Annotated in this window: 14 protein-coding genes; 12 read left to right on the forward strand and 2 right to left on the reverse strand. The window is 45.2% G+C overall.

Going from position 1 to position 16,515, the window contains the following annotated elements:
- Window positions 1-64 precede the first annotated feature (64 nt).
- The 6 genes from DW025_RS09890 to DW025_RS09915 all read left to right on the forward strand — a co-directional run bounded on the left by DW025_RS09890 (window position 65) and on the right by DW025_RS09915 (window position 8,639).
- A complete protein-coding gene (locus DW025_RS09890; RefSeq protein ID WP_117550081.1) occupies window positions 65-1,906 on the forward strand; it encodes a hypothetical protein in 1,842 nt (613 codons plus the stop codon).
- Window positions 1,879-2,091 carry a hypothetical protein gene (locus tag DW025_RS09895; protein ID WP_015534553.1) on the forward strand — a complete coding sequence of 71 codons (213 nt, stop codon included), beginning with the start codon at window positions 1,879-1,881 and terminating at the stop codon, window positions 2,089-2,091. The genes DW025_RS09890 and DW025_RS09895 overlap by 28 nt, the downstream gene beginning before the upstream one ends.
- 164 nt (window positions 2,092-2,255) lie before the next feature.
- Entirely contained in the window at window positions 2,256-3,383 is a 1,128-nt protein-coding gene (locus tag DW025_RS09900; protein WP_119999748.1) for a glycoside hydrolase family 53 protein, read from the forward strand.
- Between the two features lie 195 nt (window positions 3,384-3,578).
- Entirely contained in the window at window positions 3,579-5,651 is a 2,073-nt protein-coding gene (locus DW025_RS09905) for a diguanylate cyclase (protein ID WP_119999750.1), read from the forward strand.
- A 186-nt stretch (window positions 5,652-5,837) separates the two neighbouring features.
- Window positions 5,838-6,995, forward strand: coding sequence for an FprA family A-type flavoprotein (locus tag DW025_RS09910; protein ID WP_118016977.1), 1,158 nt, complete (start codon window positions 5,838-5,840; stop codon window positions 6,993-6,995).
- A gap of 294 nt (window positions 6,996-7,289) precedes the next feature.
- Window positions 7,290-8,639, forward strand: coding sequence for an MATE family efflux transporter (locus DW025_RS09915; protein WP_119999752.1), 1,350 nt, complete (start codon window positions 7,290-7,292; stop codon window positions 8,637-8,639).
- An 89-nt stretch (window positions 8,640-8,728) separates the two neighbouring features.
- Here the strand turns inward: DW025_RS09915 and DW025_RS09920 are convergent, their stop codons facing one another.
- Together DW025_RS09920 and DW025_RS09925 are read right to left on the reverse strand one after the other, a co-directional pair.
- Entirely contained in the window at window positions 8,729-9,631 is a 903-nt protein-coding gene (locus tag DW025_RS09920) for a BRO family protein (protein WP_119999754.1), read from the reverse strand.
- An 18-nt stretch (window positions 9,632-9,649) separates the two neighbouring features.
- Window positions 9,650-10,300 (reverse strand): LexA family protein, encoded by a 651-nt coding sequence (locus DW025_RS09925; RefSeq protein WP_187115862.1) that lies wholly within the window; start codon window positions 10,298-10,300, stop codon window positions 9,650-9,652.
- 213 nt (window positions 10,301-10,513) lie between these two features.
- Here DW025_RS09925 and DW025_RS09930 point away from each other — a divergent pair, with 213 nt between their 5' ends.
- The 6 genes from DW025_RS09930 to DW025_RS09955 all read left to right on the forward strand — a co-directional run bounded on the left by DW025_RS09930 (window position 10,514) and on the right by DW025_RS09955 (window position 16,443).
- Window positions 10,514-11,146: a DUF4342 domain-containing protein gene (locus DW025_RS09930; protein ID WP_118758395.1), complete on the forward strand. Its 633-nt coding sequence runs from the start codon at window positions 10,514-10,516 to the stop codon at window positions 11,144-11,146.
- A 16-nt stretch (window positions 11,147-11,162) separates the two neighbouring features.
- Window positions 11,163-11,840: a response regulator transcription factor gene (locus tag DW025_RS09935; protein WP_055222256.1), complete on the forward strand. Its 678-nt coding sequence runs from the start codon at window positions 11,163-11,165 to the stop codon at window positions 11,838-11,840.
- 123 nt (window positions 11,841-11,963) lie between these two features.
- Entirely contained in the window at window positions 11,964-13,217 is a 1,254-nt protein-coding gene (locus DW025_RS09940; RefSeq protein WP_119999755.1) for a sensor histidine kinase, read from the forward strand.
- 89 nt (window positions 13,218-13,306) lie between these two features.
- A complete protein-coding gene (gene spoIIID, locus DW025_RS09945; RefSeq protein WP_055222251.1) occupies window positions 13,307-13,564 on the forward strand; it encodes a sporulation transcriptional regulator SpoIIID in 258 nt (85 codons plus the stop codon).
- A gap of 117 nt (window positions 13,565-13,681) precedes the next feature.
- Window positions 13,682-14,734, forward strand: coding sequence for a metallophosphoesterase family protein (locus DW025_RS09950; protein ID WP_119999757.1), 1,053 nt, complete (start codon window positions 13,682-13,684; stop codon window positions 14,732-14,734).
- A complete protein-coding gene (locus DW025_RS09955; protein WP_119999759.1) occupies window positions 14,734-16,443 on the forward strand; it encodes an ATP-binding protein in 1,710 nt (569 codons plus the stop codon). Before DW025_RS09950 ends, DW025_RS09955 begins: the two co-directional genes overlap by 1 nt.
- Window positions 16,444-16,515: the final 72 nt, after the last annotated feature.

A 16,515-nucleotide genomic window follows, 5' to 3' on the forward strand; every position in this document is an offset into this window, starting at 1 on the left:
TATTTGGGGACGATTATCTTTAGATCAAAAGGTTACAACATATACGAAATAGGAGATTTAAGATATGGAGAATACATTTATTGTAAACATTATCCATCGTCCTGAGATGGTTCCTGAGTATGCCGAGAAGGTTACAGGCCATGGTCAGGCAGAGGATATCGGAAGAAAAGCTCTCCTCACAGAGTCACTGGACATATTCAAGTTCCAGCAGGAGACAGCTCACAAGAACGGACTCAAGACTACTATTCAGATGACATATGCCAGCCTTTTTAACGAGGAGGCTGTATCACTCGCCAAGGAGCATCATGAGAAGTATGGAGATGAGATAGCGCTCTCACTTCTCGGACTTCCCTGCACAGAGTTCAGAGAGAAGTACAAGACCAAGGACTTCTGTATCTGGATGTTCTCAATGGAGGACAAGAAGAATATCGTCGATGACGTATTTGGAAAGTTCCATGATATATTTGGCTTTTATCCAGTGTCTACAGGTTCATACTATATGGATGCTGAGCTTACAAACTACATCAAGGAGAAGTATCCATCAGTCAAGTGTGCAGTTGCAACATGCTGGGAGGAGGGCCCTAAGGCTTACCACACATGTAACAACTCATGGTACACACTGTTTGATGGCGGCCCATGGAATCCGTGGATACCTTCAAAGCAGAACACACATGCACCTGCAGCAAATGAGGCTGAGGACAGCGGAATCGTTGCCATCCCGCATCTTTCAAGAGATCTGCTGGCATGCTATGATGGAAATGGTTCTAACTTTGGTACACATCCACAGAACGTTCTCCGTGGAATGATCTATGACAGCAAGACATGGGAGTACCCATATCTGTACAATCTGATCGACCAGTATCGTCATCTGGCTAAGTTCAACAATGGATATTCATACAACATGATGTTCGTTGGACCAGGCTGGCTGAACAAGATGGGACGCTGGGAGGCTCCATACGAGCTGCTCAAGAAGAGCTACGAGGATGGAATGAAGTATTATGGCGACCTGAAGAAGGAAGGCAAATGTATCGACATGACAATGGCTGAATTTGCTGACTTCTACAGAGAGAACAAGACATACGAGGAGCCTGAGTGTGCTCTTTGGAAGGATATACTGTACGGATCAGACAAGCAGATATTCTGGTACTGCGATCCATACATGAGAGCCCAGATCAACATGGATCAGGGCGGTGCGATCGTTGACCTCAGACCATACGCTGCAAAGCTCAACTGGCCTGTAGGTATCGGAACTCCACATGTTCAGGATGCTTCATATCCATTCCTGATCCAGGAGAAGTACAGAGCAGGATATTTCACACACTATGCTGGAGAGGGTACTGTGAGAAGTGCCAAGATCAGCTACAAGGGTGAGGAGGTCGACCTCTGTCTGTGCAGAACAAAGGCAACATTCTCGCAGGAGGGAAGCACAAGAATCCTTACACTTGACCCGGTTGACATCGAGTTCTACGATCTGACAGTTAAACTTCAGACAAAGATATATTTTGAGGAGGGTTCATCCAAGATAAGACATGAAAGAACTATCCTCGAGATGAGCAACCCTGATGCAGAGGTTGAGATCAATGAGTACATGGTGGCATGCTACGGTACAACAGAGTACCCAGAGGACATGACAGGAATCACTCTCACAGCAAAGAATGCTTCAGAGAGCAAGTCACTCACATATGAGTACAAGTGCAGAGAAGAGGATCTCGCAGGCGCCGATGAGGTGTCAGCAGTTATACCTGCGATCGAGACAAAGGCTGCCATGGGAGCATCTGGCAGCGATGCAACAGGATATTTCAAAGAGGGATATGCGTTCTCGCCAATGTTCACTCTCGGGTTTACAAAGACACTTAAGGATAAGGAGGTATTTTCAACATGGCTCAGTCTGGAAAAGGCAAATTAAATTACAGATGTCCAATGTGTTTTATGAGAGATCTGGATATAGATATGTTCTATGATAAGGACAAGAAGGAATACTACTGTATCCGTTGTCAGTATGTTGGACCAGAGGAGGACGTTCTGGCAAAGAACGAACTCATCAGAATAAAATACGGAAGAATGTATGACAGGATTACATTTGACGACTAGGTGACAGGTGTCATCTGGATAGACGGCCGCCGACAGATGAAGATGAACTGATACATCAGGAGCATGTTGTAAAAGACGTTGAAGTATGCAGAACATTTTTCTTCGGCGGCTGTTCTTTGTTATAATAGGCAGTAAAATAAATGCAGGTGAAGGAGACAAAAAATATGGCAGATTATATAAAGGGCGTGGATCTCTCCACTGTTGCCGAGGTTGAAGAGCTGGGTGCGAAATATTATGACAATGGTGTGCAGGGAGATATATTTGACATACTGAAGAACTATGGTGTGAATTCTGTGAGACTTCGTCTGTGGAATGATCCGTACACGGAGGACGGCGTACCTTATGGCGCGGGCACAAATGACCTTGAGGTATACAAAAAACTCGCAAAGCGCGCTATGGATCATGGAATGAGCATTCTGCTTGATTATCACTATAGTGATTTCTGGGCTGACCCGGGCAAGCAGAGGGTGCCGAAGGCGTGGAGAGGCATGGATGCGGATCAGCTTGAGCAGGCTGTGTACGACTACACAAGGGATACCCTTTTAGAGATGAAGGATGCGGGCGTTTTCCCTCAGCTTGTTCAGGTTGGAAACGAGCTTACAAACGGACTGATGTGGCCTCTGGGGCAGAAACCGGAGTATGACAATATCGCAAAGTTTGTGAGCGCCGGAATAAGGGCGGTCAGATCGGTTGACTCTGATATTCCGGTCATGATACATCTCGACAATGGCGGCAACAATCCTATGTATGTGGACTGGTTTGACCACTACATGGAAAGAGGAGAAGATTTTGATATAATTGGAATGTCGTATTATCCGTTCTGGCATGGAACCATGAAGGAGCTGGAGGCAAATATGCGGGATATGGCGGAAAGATACGGCAAAAAGATAGTTATCGCGGAGGTTTCCATGGGATTTACTATGGAGGACTACGCAGAATATGAGAAACTGGGACCTGACGATAGAAAGGGCTATGCCACAAAGCCTTCACTGGTGGAGAAGCTTGACTACCCTATGACACCTGCGGGACAGGCGGATTTCATGAACGACATAATGAAGCTGATAGATGATGTTCCTGGTGGCGATGGATTTTACTACTGGGAGGCTGGCTGGATACCGGTACCTGGAAGCGGCTGGGCTACAGAAGGTGCTCTTTCATATATAGAGGAGTCTGGACCATGCGGAAATGAATGGGCAAATCAGGCACTTTTTGATTATGACGGACATGCTCTGCCGGCACTTAAGACTATACGTGATTACAAGCCGGCGCATGACGACTATCCACTTAAGTAAATTATGGGGACGTAGGTGTCTGTCCCCTCCGTCCCCGTGGTTTCTGATAGTAAAGTACATATTTTTGATACATTTGGATATGTTTTGGCTGGGCGGGTCTGTGTATAATATATGCAGATGCGCCTTTTTAATATATTTGGCAAATTTACAGATGGGGGACAGGACGGGTTGTTCTGATTGATCAGGAGGTAAGGTATGAAAAAAGTAGCATTGTTCATGGATGGCTGGAAGAGGTATTTCACCTACGCCTGGCCGCTGGGATTTATGCAGAAGATAAAGGAAGCCAGGGCTGATGTGAATTTGTACATATTCAACAGCAATGGCAATTGGAACAGGGACGACGGTTACAGCTATGGAGAATACAATATATATAATCTTCCGGAGCTGACAGACTTTGATGGGATCATAATATCTGTCAACAATATCAAATATCCGGAAGTCACGGCGGAACTGCTGGACAGGATAAGGAAGAGCGGAGTTCCGGCTATAAGCCTCGAGACTGCTTTTGACGGTCTGCATTTTGTGGGAATAGACAATTACGATGCTATGTATGACATGACCCGGCATATGATAGAGAAACATGGTGCGAAGAAGGTATGGTATCTTGCCGGACCAAAGGACAACTATGAGGCTCAGGAGAGATGCCGTGCATTCTGCGATTGTATGGATGTGTATGGACTCAAGGTTGAGGATGAGGATGTCCTGTTTGGAGATTTTGGTTTTAATGACGGCGTGACGGGATTCGAGGAGCTGCTCAGAGCACATGGACATACGTGTATAAAACATGAGAAGGACGGACCGGATTACGGTGGACCTGCGGAGGTGTACGGTGAGATAACCAGTGGCAGTTTTGCGGATTCTGCTCCGGATGCCGAGGCTTCGAATAATGAGGAGATGGATGAGAGAAGGCTGGAAGAACGGGAGATAGTGAAGAAGATTCTTCCGGATGTAATAATCTGTTCAAATGACAACCTGGCGGTGGGTGTGTGCAACAGAGCTGAAGCACTTGGACTTTCAGTGCCAAATGATTTTAAGGTTACGGGATTTGACAACTTTGATAAAGCAGCGTACTATACGCCGCGCATAACAACGGTGAGCAGGATCCGTGAGAAGATCGGAGCTGCGGCTGCAGAGATCATGCTGAATATCTGGGCGGGAAACAATCCGGATACCAGCTCTTATATAGATTATAATTGTATATTTACGGAGAGTTGTGGCTGTGGCACGGATGCTATGCTGAACGGCAGACAGTACCTGAAGAATTATATAATGGGAGTTGTGGAACGCGAGGAGATAGATGAGAGCACACTTGACTTCACGCATTTGCTCAGCAAATGTGGTGATTACAGTGGCCTTTATCCATGTGTACAGACGGCATATTCACAGGCAGAGTGTAAGAAATGCGTTATGGTTGTCGACAGATCCCTTGTGGAGATGGGGGGAGCTGGCCCGACACTATCGGCGGCGTACGATGAGGATGTATTTGCTGTGAAGGGCTATCCTCATAGAATGCAGATTGTGTACAGGCAGGGCATAGCGGATGGCGATAGCGATACATACCACAGTATGTTTCCACTTTTGGATGATGAGGCCGGCGGCAATATATTTTTATTTGCGCCATTTCATTTCGGAGAAAAGGCAGTTGGGTTCTGCTGTGTCGAAAATGGATATTACCTCATGGATAAGCAGCTTTGGTCAACTGTAATGAGCGAAGTGAATGTAGCCATGATAAACCTGTTCAATAAATGGAGGCTAGAGCAGATCAATCAGGAGCTTACGGCAATATCCATAAAGGATCCGCTTACCCAGATATACAACAGGGAAGGCATGAGACAGATCGCCGCAAAGGCATTTGACAAGGCTGCGGACCAGGGCAGGGCACTTCTCATAATGTTTGCCGATATGGACAGGCTTAAATATATAAACGATACATACGGTCATGAGTTTGGCGATAAGGCTATAAGAAATGCAGCCAGAGCTGTGGCCGGAGGCGGTGGAATAAGCAGTATTCCGGTTAGATACGGCGGAGATGAGTTCGTATCCATATCTATATACGATGAGGATGAGACTCCTGAGGAAAGAAAGGCGGCGATACTTGAGAAGGCCAGGGAGATAGCGGCGCAGGAGAAGCTTCCGTTTGAATTGGAGTTTAGTATAGGCTATGTTATAACAGACCCGGATGGTGATAAAACCCTTGAAGAGTATGTGAGGGAAGCGGATCACAGTATGTATCAGGAGAAGATGCAGAGAAGGGTAAGCAGACAATGATAAAAAAATATCAAAAAATGGAGAATCAGGTCTTATGTGCTGATTCTCTATTTTCATTTAGTATGTTATAATTAACTGTCATTATGATAGTCTGCACAAGTGCAGCTGTCGCAACGATTATTTTATCATGTGGACACAACGTGGATTATTTATATTAGATACTTAGGATCAAAAGGAGGATATACAATGCTTAAGAATGTAACTGACACAGTATTTTACGTAGGTGTGGATGACAAGGACATAGACCTTTTTGAGAACCAGTATATAGTTCCAAACGGAATAGCGTACAATTCTTATGTCATCATGGACGAGAAGATAGCCATCATGGATATGGTGGATGCAAAGTGCGCAGACCAGTGGTTTGCAAATGTGGCAGAGGTGCTTGGAGACAGGCAGCCTGACTATCTCATAATCTCACATCTGGAGCCTGATCACTCGGCGAATCTTGGTGATGTGCTTGCAAAATACCCGGATATCAAGATTGTATCAAATGCAAAGCTTTTCGCAATGCTTCCAAACTTCTTTGAGGTTCCTGTGGCAGACAGAAGCGTGACCGTTGCAGAGGGACAGACACTCTCACTTGGAAGCCATACACTTCAGTTTTTTATGGCTCCTATGGTTCACTGGCCTGAGGTCATGGTCACATATGAGCAGAGCGAGAAGATACTCTTCTCAGCGGATGCATTTGGCAAGTTTGGAACATTGGATACAGATGAGGACTGGGCATGCGAGGCGAGAAGATATTACTTCAATATAGTTGGAAAGTATGGAATGCCTGCACAGGCACTTCTCAAGAAGGCAGCAGGACTTGACATACAGAAGATATGCGCACTTCACGGACCTATACTCACAGAGAATCTTGAATATTACATAGGCAAATATCAGCTGTGGTCAACCTACACACCTGAGGATGAGGGAATCTTCATCGCATACTGCAGTCTCCACGGCAACACAGAGAAGGCGGCAAAGAAGCTGGCGGAGATACTTGAGGCAAAGGGGGCGCCAAAGGTTGCGATATCAGACCTCTCAAGGGATGATATCGCAGAGTGTATAGAGGATGCATTCAGATACGACAGACTTGTGCTTGCAGCCCCAACATATGATGGCGGTGTGATGCCTGTCATGGCGGATTTCATCAACCACTTGAAGATGAAGGCATACCAGAAGAGAAAGGTCGCTTTCATTGAAAATGGTTCATGGGCACCAATGGCGGCGAAACTCATGAAAGAGCAGATGGCAGCGATGAAGGATATAGAGATCGTGGATGAGCATGTGACAATAAGGTCCGCGTTCAAGCAGTCGGATGTGGCAGCGCTCGAAGCTTTGGCTGGAAAACTGTTATAAGAGATAAGGATAATAAACATAAAGTAAGTCTGAAACCGACTTACATACGTAGTTATTATTCATCTAACAGGTGAGTTGTCACAATAAAGTTGTTACACAGAGTTGCTATACATATCGTGAGCAGGGAATTTGAGCCCGCCGGTTCTTAGGTGGCGATGTGAGGCGGCACCTTAGTACCGCTGCAGGGCGAAATAAGCGGAAGCAACCCAGCGAATGATATGTATAGCAACTCTGTGTTCAAAGAAAAAATTGGCAACTCATTGTCCTATCAATAATGTAAGGAAGGTGTAAGACATGGCTAAGTCCATGGTTTCCGGTAAGCCCCTCAGTCTGATGCTGCAGTTTGCCACCCCGCTCTTGCTCGGCAATCTGCTCCAGCAGACGTACAACATAATAGATGCGGCTATTGTGGGGCAGATACTGGGAGATAAGGCTCTGGCGGGAGTTGGAGCAAGCAGCAGTATACAGTTTCTGGTTCTGGGATTCTGTATGGGCTGTTGCGCAGGATTTGGTGTTCCTGTTGCAAAGTATTTTGGTGCAAATAATCTGCACAAGATGAGAAAGTATATATTTAACGGCGCGGTGCTGACGGGCATCATAGCGTTGATAGTCACGATTGTATGTTCGGTGTGCTGTAATCAGATACTTCATCTGCTTTCGGTTCCTCAGGATATATATGACAAGGCATATGCTTATCTTATAGTTATATTCCTGGGAATTCCGTTCACACTCATGTACAACTATCTGTCAAGTGTGCTCAGGTCTCTGGGAGACAGCAGAACGCCGTTCATGTTTCTGGCGTTCTCGGCAATACTCAACATATTCCTTGACCTGTTCTGCATAGTTGTCCTCAAATGGGACTGCGCCGGTGCGGCTATAGCAACCATCACGGCACAGGCGGTGAGTGGAATAGTGTGTCTTGTATATATCTTCAAGAAGGTTCAGATCATGCATCTTGAGGCGGAGGACAGGGAGATAGAGGGATCTGCAGTGAAGGAACTTCTCGTCATGGGAATTCCGACAGGCCTGCAGTTTTCCATAACTGCCATAGGAAGTATGGTCATGCAGTCTGCAAATAACAAGCTGGGAAGTTTGTATGTGTCAGGCTTCACAGCCGGTATGAGGATAAAGCAGTTCACTATGTGTCCATTTGATGCATTTGCAACGGCGGCATCTGTGTTCTGCAGCCAGAACCTTGGCGCCGGACAGGCAAAACGTATAAAACAGGGCTTGTGGCAGGCGATAGCAGTCGCAGTGGGATATGGATTGATAGCAGGACTTATCATGATATTCTTTGGCAGGCCGCTCTCAATGATATTTGTAAAGAAGAGCGCAGTCGACGTACTTGATGCCTCTGCGAAATACCTCAGATGTATGGGATTCTTCTACTGGAGTCTCGGTATACTGAACGTGGCGCGTATGGTGACACAGGGACTTGGATATTCCGGTCGGGCTATATTCTCAGGTGTTACAGAGATGGCGGCCAGGATCATAGTGAGCCTGGGATTTGTCGGAACATTTGGATTCACGGCCATCTGTTTTGCTGACCAGACAGCGTGGGTCACAGCGACCATCTATATATTGCCGACATGTCTTTACTGTGTGAAGAAGTCCACGGCGAAGATTGCTGCGGGAACGGTGTGATATGGAAAAGATAAAAATGCGTATGAATAACCGAGACTGTTGTCTGAGGATTCATACGCATTTTATAGTTGTGACATATTCGGTTTATATTACTTTTCCTTGCTGTCATCAAGCAGCTTGGGAGTGTTGGAGTTTAATGGGGATAGTATGCTGCGCCCTATCTGCTTTTCAAGGGATTCACGTGCATTTCTGGCAATATTGCCACCTTGGATGGTAGCATCTGTGGCCTCGGTTATACCTTGAGGATTAGTTGCCTTTGATATCTCTGTTGTTGATATCTCTGCAAGAGCATTCAGGACAAGCTCTGTGTTAGTCATATTGTCTCTGAGATTTTCTTTTTTCAGTCCCTTAAACTTTTTATATTCTTTCACTGTCTTTCCTGACCATGCGGCAGTAAGTATGTTTGTAAGAGAAGCATACTGTCTGGAATCGGTAATTCCGGCACGCCTCCACTCATTGGTCATATCTTTACGAATCTCTATCCCACGCATACGCTGGGCTATCCAATCTTCAGAATATCCTTTGTTGCGGTATGATTCTATAGCACGATCTATAGCAATCTGAGGATCAACTTCCTCGTCCAGACGTTGTTTGCCCACCATTGCCAGCCATTGCTTGAATGGCTCAGCCTTTTTTGACGGAATGGACTGGATAATTCTCAATAACCCATGTGTGTTTGTTGCTTGGATTTTACGCATTTTACCATCAGCGGCTATCATTTGAATAGGGGTACAAATTGTACCCCAGTTAGCTGATAATTCTGGGTCGCGGGATCGTAACTTTTTTACATATTGTTTTGGATCGGAACTATCGGTCAAAACGTCAATTACATCAATTATGGAAAAATACCATTCCTCCTCCTGTGAGTGCCATACTTTTCTGATTTTATCATCATATATAAATTCAAGTTCCTGTTCGCTTAACTCGGGTATATCTGATACCTCAATAGGAGCAGTCGAGGAAGTATTCTCATCATATACATAAAAAAGCATAATAATCACTCCAATCCATTAAAATTTTGCCCTTAACTCCACTACCTTACCAATGATCTTGACAGGTTTATTTTTTATGGTTTCATCGTCAAAATAGAGCGGTGCATAGCTGGGGTTGGTGGAAATCAGTTCCAGTCCTTCTTTATATTTTCTCAGGCGTTTGCACACGGCGTCTTCACCAGCTATTGTAGCAATAACAGTGTCCCCTGTGTCTGCATCATCCTGTTGACGGACAATTACAACGTCGCCGCTGCTGATCTTGGGTTCCATGCTATCCCCCTTTATTCTAAGAGCGTAGAATTCGCCAGTTTTAGCAAGACTTTCGGGTATTTCTTCTGTATCAATAATCTTTTCGGTTGAACAAAATGTTTTGTCACATGATATATAATCAAATACAGGAATTGCATATGCCTCTGATTTCTTTTGGCTTCTTATGATATCTTTTTCTTCCAGAAGATCAGACCTAGAGCAATTGAAAATAGCGCACATGTGGTCAATTTTGTCCATTCGGGGAGACTTTAGTCCGTTACACCAATTTGACACAGTTGCAGTGCTGACATTCATCTGCTTAGCAAAGGCAGCTTGAGTATATTGATATTTATTAAGAAAAAAGAAAAGATTCTTTGCAAATTGGTCATTCATTCTTCTTTCAAATTCTATATCGGACATAGTAATCAACCTCCTTTTGAACAAATTATACACTTAAAGCTAATTTAATACAATATAAAATAAATATAAGTTAACTTATAGTAAAAAATAGCAGCGAGATAAAAAGGGGAACAAACTTTGACATATCCTTCTATTCATTATAAAATTAACCTGATTTTAATCTTTCTCATATTTTAGATTAATCATCGGTTGGTATAGTAATAACATCAGTTGATGATATCAGCAGCAAACGATAAGAAAGATGACAGATCATCGGAAGACGATGAAACTAAGATAATGAGAAAGGGTGCAAAGATTATGGATAAACTGGAAAAGGTAGAAAAGTTAAGAGAAAAAACAGGCGTAAGTTACGAGGATGCAAAGAATGCGCTTGAGGCATGCGATTATGATCTGCTGGATGCGATCATTTATCTTGAGAAGCTGGACAAGGTGAAAGCCCCTGAGGTGGAGAGCTTTACCACAGGCGCAGAGCAGCAGACATCAACAGAGTTCGAGCAGGCACAGCAGACATATACAAATGACTGCAATAAAGTGACGTTTGGACAGATGATGGACAAATTTTTCAAATGGTGCGGCAAGGTGTTAAAGAAGAGTGTGGATAGCACATTCATAGTAGAACGCAGAGGCCAGACCATGATAAACGTTCCGGTTCTGGTGCTTGTGATCGCACTCATACTTGCATTCTGGGTAGTGCTTCCACTTCTTGTTGTAGGTCTCTTCTGTGAGTGCAGGTACCATTTTGAAGGAATTGGTGACATCAACGTAAACCTTAATAGCGCATGTGACAAAGTAGCCGACTCAGTAGACAACCTTAAGTCCGACGTCAATAACAAGCGTCCGTCATAAAAGAAAGGAAAAAGATATGGCACAGAAGATTCTCATTGTGGAGGATGAAGAGAAAATTGCAAGATTTGTGGAGCTGGAGCTGCTACATGAGGGATACGAGGCGGAGAAGGTATTTGATGGAAGAACAGGGTTGGACAAAGCTCTGTCCGGTGGCTTCGACCTCGTGGTGCTGGATGTGATGCTTCCGGGACTCAACGGTCTGGAGGTGCTTCGAAGAATCCGCAAGGAGAGTGATGTGCCGGTCATCATGCTGACCGCGAGAGATGCGGTCATGGACAAGGTATCTGGTCTTGATGCCGGTGCAGACGATTATCTCACCAAGCCATTTGCCATAGAGGAGCTGCTTGCCAGGATAAGGGTTGCGTTGAAGAGACGCGGAGTTGCGGAGGTTCACACACACAGGATAGAGATCCGTGGAGTGTGCATGGACACCGACAGGCATGAGGTTACAGTGTGCGGCGAGATAGTTGAGCTGACAAACAGGGAATTTGAGCTGCTCAGGACGCTCATGGAAAACAAGGACATCGTTATGGACAGGGAAAAGCTGCTGAATGCGGTGTGCGGATATGATTACCTGGGAGAGACCAATATCATAGATGTGTATGTGAGGTATCTGAGAACAAAGATAGATGACAGATTTGGAGTTAAGCTGATCACCACCGTCAGAGGTGTCGGATATGTTATCAAAGAATGACCATTTTGGATGCCAGGATAGAGCAGATAGATATGTGACAAGCCGGATATCGTAGCAGAGCAGACAGATATGTGACAAGCCAGCAACGCATGACACGGATACGCATAGATAGAGAGAAAATACATGGGAAAGAAAACTAACGAAAACAAAAGAATGTCATCGATAGCCAGAAGGATCAACATGAGCTTCTGGCTCAAAGAACTGGGCAATGTGATACTTATAGATATCGTCATTGCCTTTCTTATTGTAAGTGTATTTGCTGTGTGGGGCAGGAAACAGCTGCCACAGGGCGTGGGTGGAATGAGATATTACGTTGAGAAAAATGAAGATGGCGGAGCGTATGAATATATAATAGAAGGGTCAGATGAGAAGAAGTACAGATATGACGTTAAGATCCTTTGGGATATCATAGAGATTCCGGGCGTTATATTGCTGGGGATGGAGACTATAGTATTGTTTGTTGCGTTGTTCAGGACAGCGGATGTCAGAAGAAGATTGAAACCGCTGAATGATCTGGCGGTGACGGCGGAAAAACTCAGCAAGGAGCCTATGGATCACAACAAGATAGACGATCTGGAGAAAGCCATATCCCATCTGTCCGCGGATGACGACGAGCAGGTTATACATACCGGAGACAAGGATCTTCAGAGTATAGAGATCGCGCTCAACAATCTGCTCAGGAATATGAAGGAGAATGAGAAACGTCAGATGAGATTTGTGTCGGATGCTTCCCACGAGCTCAGGACGCCTATCGCGGTGATCCAGGGATATGTGAACATGCTCGACCGTTGGGGGAAGGAGGATGAACAGGTTCTGGGAGAGTCCATAGAGGCACTCAAAAATGAATCCCAGCACATGAAGGAGCTTGTGGAACAGCTGTTATTCCTTGCAAGGGGCGACAGTGGAAGGCAGCACCTGAACATGGAGAAAACCGATCTCAACCGCATGGTAAGTGAAGTGTGGGAGGAGTCCATGATGATAGACGAGAGCCACAGATATGAGTTCCGGGGCACTGAGAATGAGGCGTGTGTGCTCGGCGATGTGGCGATGATCAAGCAGTCCGTCAGGATATTTGTCCAGAACGCGGCGAAGTATTCTGAACCCGGCACGGCCATAATACTCGGTGTAAAAGAGGAGCCCGGTTATGTCAGTTATATGATAGAGGACGAGGGAACCGGAATGAATCCAGGTGATCTGGCCCACATATTTGACAGATTCTACCGCTCGGACGAGGCCCGGAATAATGAGACTGGGGGCTCGGGCCTTGGCCTGTCCATCGCTAAATGGATCGTGGATGCCCATGGAGGTACCATACAGGTAATATCCAGAGCGGATATAGGATCAAGATTTGTTGTGAGATTCCCAATATCCAAATAGTATAAAATAAACAAAACTCTGGCTGTTCTTTCATAGCATTCAGATCCCCCGCATAGACTGTAAAAACAGAATATGCGGGGGCTTTTTCTTTGAAGGATTACATAGAAGAGCGGGCAATCGAAGCGGCAAATTATATCATAGACACAAGGGCGACTGTGAGACAGACAGCGGACAAGATGGGTATAAGCAAATCAACGGTGCACAAGGATATAACGGAACGGCTGGTCCGTATAAGACCCATGCTGGCGGCCCAGGCCAGGGTGGTGTTGGATGCCAACAAGGCGGAGAGACATATAAGAGGAGGGCTTGCAACGAGGGAGAAGTATCTGCATGTCACAAAGTTTTAACATAGCTTATGTTGTATTTTTCTCTGATTTGGGTTAAACTTTTGATGATTGTATAATAGTGGACTAAGTGTGGGCTATTAGAAAATGGCAGTTTAACTATAGATTAGAGGTTAGGATATGAGATTTATTCATGTTTCGGATGTGCATTTGGGGATGATTCCTGACAAGGGAAAGCCTTGGAGTGACATCCGCGCGAAAGAGATAGAAAACACATTTGACAGGATACTGGAAATTGCGGAGGAGAGAAAGGTGGATCTGCTTCTCATTGCCGGAAATCTGTATCACAGTGCGCCGAAGGCTGCGGATCTTGCAAAGCTTGATGCCAGACTTGCAAAACTTACAAATACAAGAACGGTGATCATTGCGGGCAGTAGTGATTACATTGAAAGTGGATCTCCATCGGAGAATTATGAGTTCACATCGAACACAGTGCTTCTTCCGGCTGGGGAGTTCAGCAATGCGTATTTTGAAGATATAAATACCTGTGTGACCGGTTTCAGCTATGGACAGACGGAATACACGGAGGATTTTTCAGAGGGGATAGATGCCCAGACGGAAGGCGCTGTCAATATACTTCTCATGCATGGAGGAGATGCCAGCCACAGTCCATTTAATTTCCGAAAGCTGGCTGACACAGGATTTGACTATGTGGCACTCGGACACCTGAGAAAGCCGAAGCACATGGTGAAGAACCGTATGGCATATCCGGGATCGCCGGAGCCTTTGTCACCTTCTGACACAGGAAAGCATGGCTTTATTTATGGACAGATAATAAACGGAGAGACAAGGATAAAGTGGGAGCCTGTTGCCTGCAGGAATTACATCAACCTTGGACTTGAGATAAAGCCGGAATATACTGACAGACAGATCGAGCATGCTGTTCTGAAACAGATCGATAAGATGGGAACGCAGAACATATATCGGGTTATCCTGAAGGGCCAGAAGGGGCGCGGAGTGAGACCTCAGTTTGATGATGTGTCTCAGGATTACAAGATATATGAGGTTGTGGATAATACGATGTTCGAGTACAATGCTGATGGTCTCAAGAGGGACAATGAGCACAATGTACTTGGAAGATTTATCGCTGAGTTGTCCGGTGAGGATGACGAGGTCAGCAAAAAGGCACTTGAATATGGTCTTGAGGCGATCATAGCAACTGGAGAAAAGTAATGTATATAAATAAACTTTTTTTGAAAGAATTTGGAAAATTCAATAACAAAGAAATAAAGCTGGACAAAGGCTTGAATGTGCTCTATGGAGAGCCCGGAGCCGGCAAGAGTACGATCAGGGATTTTGTGTCCGGTATACTGTATGGTATGAATAAAACCAAGGGCCTTGGATCCCGGGGAGACAATTTTGCATTAAGAAAGCCATCCGGTGGAAATGGATATGCCGGAAAGGCACAAGTGACAAATGCTGGAAAGAGTCATCTTATGGAGAGAAATTTCAACATGTCCACGGACGGTGCAACGCTCACTGATATAGAGAGCGGGAAGGATGAGAGACTTGTGTCTAAGAATTCCTACAGAGGTGTCCTGTTTGATATGGACAAGAGCACATTTGTGGATGCAATGTGTGTTGATCCGCCGGAGGAGATGGGCGGAGATGACAAAGCTTTGTGTGACAGACTCGAGAAGTATCTTCAGAATATGAAGGAGACGGGCTGCAGCGGAATAAACAGAGCAGACGCAGTGGCGTATCTTGAGAATGAAAAGAAGAAATATGACAATCAGAAGTATCTGGTTCAGATAGAAGATCTGGAAGCCCAGATGGATGAGCTGGGTGAAGTTGATAAGGAGCTTGAAGACATCCGAACTGCCAGACGTGAGGAGCTTGATGCTTATAATATGGAGATCGCACGTTTGAAGAGGGAGGCAAGGCAGCTTGTGAATGAAAAGGATGCTGAGATCCCTGACGAGGATGAGGACAGGGAGCGAAGCAGAATATTCCTTGAGGTTGAAGCTATAGATGATGAGGACGAGCTGAAGGAGAAAAAGAAGCAGGAGAAGAAGGACAAGAAGCTGACGGACAATATATTTGTCATAATGGCAACAGGAATACTGGTTGTTGCAGTGGTCATGCTGGTGGTTCACCTTGTTGGTTTTCAGAAGTCCATACAGCAGCTATTCACGATATGTACGATTGCGTTTGTTGCTATAACCATCATAGATGGATTGTTCAGGAAAGGTGCATTCGACAGTGATAAGCTTCCGTCAGAGGAAGAGTTCAGGAGAACCATATACGAGATGGGAAGAGCAACTGAGTCAAGGACGGTTCGAGTTGAGATAGACAGAGCTTTTCAGGAGGAGCATGACAGGAAGCTTGATATGTTCAAGTTCCAGGAGCATGATGCCATAGAGAAGAGGGATGCCTATTATGAACTCAAGGAGAAGAGAGACGCCATATTTGCGGACTATGATGTTCTTGAGACTGAGAAGAAGGCCATAGATAAGGCTATCAATACCATAATGGACATATCGGAGGAGTTCTCAGGACTGTTTGCCGGTATAGACGGCAGAGTATCGGATATTCTTAGCGCACTCTCCGGTGGACAGTATCAGGAGGCAAAGCTCGATGATGAGATGCATGTTGCAGTGAAAAAGGATGACCATTTCTTCAGGGCGGAATTCCTGGGACATGAGGTCGTTCGTCAGGTGTATCTGGCTGTGCGGCTGGCTGTTGCAGAGATACTTAACAACGAGAAAATGCCACTTGTGTTGGACGATGTGATAGATGTGACCGATGAGAGTCAGCTCACGGGAGTGCTCAAGGCGATGAGTATGGTGAACACGGAGCAGACGATATTGCTTACATCCGATAAGGATCTGGTTAACAGACTTGAGGATATTCATATAGCATGCAATGTGGTGACATTGTAGAAAGTTTCTAATAATAAATAATTAAAAGACCTGCGGAAGCTTGCGATACATGGTATGTATCAGGTGAGCTTC

It is taken from the genome of Coprococcus sp. AF38-1 (assembly GCF_003603945.1).
In the GTDB taxonomy this organism is placed as follows: domain Bacteria; phylum Bacillota; class Clostridia; order Lachnospirales; family Lachnospiraceae; genus Coprococcus; species Coprococcus aceti.

What these genes read in the sequence shown, in the direction of transcription:
- DW025_RS09890 (WP_117550081.1), top strand. Translation starts at nt 65, where the DNA reads ATGGAGAATACATTTATTGTAAACATTATCCATCGTCCTGAGATGGTT.
- DW025_RS09895 (WP_015534553.1), top strand. Translation starts at nt 1,879, where the DNA reads ATGGCTCAGTCTGGAAAAGGCAAATTAAATTACAGATGTCCAATGTGT.
- DW025_RS09900 (WP_119999748.1), top strand. Translation starts at nt 2,256, where the DNA reads ATGGCAGATTATATAAAGGGCGTGGATCTCTCCACTGTTGCCGAGGTT.
- DW025_RS09905 (WP_119999750.1), top strand. Translation starts at nt 3,579, where the DNA reads ATGAAAAAAGTAGCATTGTTCATGGATGGCTGGAAGAGGTATTTCACC.
- DW025_RS09910 (WP_118016977.1), top strand. Translation starts at nt 5,838, where the DNA reads ATGCTTAAGAATGTAACTGACACAGTATTTTACGTAGGTGTGGATGAC.
- DW025_RS09915 (WP_119999752.1), top strand. Translation starts at nt 7,290, where the DNA reads ATGGCTAAGTCCATGGTTTCCGGTAAGCCCCTCAGTCTGATGCTGCAG.
- DW025_RS09920 (WP_119999754.1), bottom strand. Translation starts at nt 9,631, where the DNA reads ATGCTTTTTTATGTATATGATGAGAATACTTCCTCGACTGCTCCTATT.
- DW025_RS09925 (WP_187115862.1), bottom strand. Translation starts at nt 10,300, where the DNA reads ATGTCCGATATAGAATTTGAAAGAAGAATGAATGACCAATTTGCAAAG.
- DW025_RS09930 (WP_118758395.1), top strand. Translation starts at nt 10,514, where the DNA reads ATGATATCAGCAGCAAACGATAAGAAAGATGACAGATCATCGGAAGAC.
- DW025_RS09935 (WP_055222256.1), top strand. Translation starts at nt 11,163, where the DNA reads ATGGCACAGAAGATTCTCATTGTGGAGGATGAAGAGAAAATTGCAAGA.
- DW025_RS09940 (WP_119999755.1), top strand. Translation starts at nt 11,964, where the DNA reads ATGGGAAAGAAAACTAACGAAAACAAAAGAATGTCATCGATAGCCAGA.
- DW025_RS09950 (WP_119999757.1), top strand. Translation starts at nt 13,682, where the DNA reads ATGAGATTTATTCATGTTTCGGATGTGCATTTGGGGATGATTCCTGAC.
- DW025_RS09955 (WP_119999759.1), top strand. Translation starts at nt 14,734, where the DNA reads ATGTATATAAATAAACTTTTTTTGAAAGAATTTGGAAAATTCAATAAC.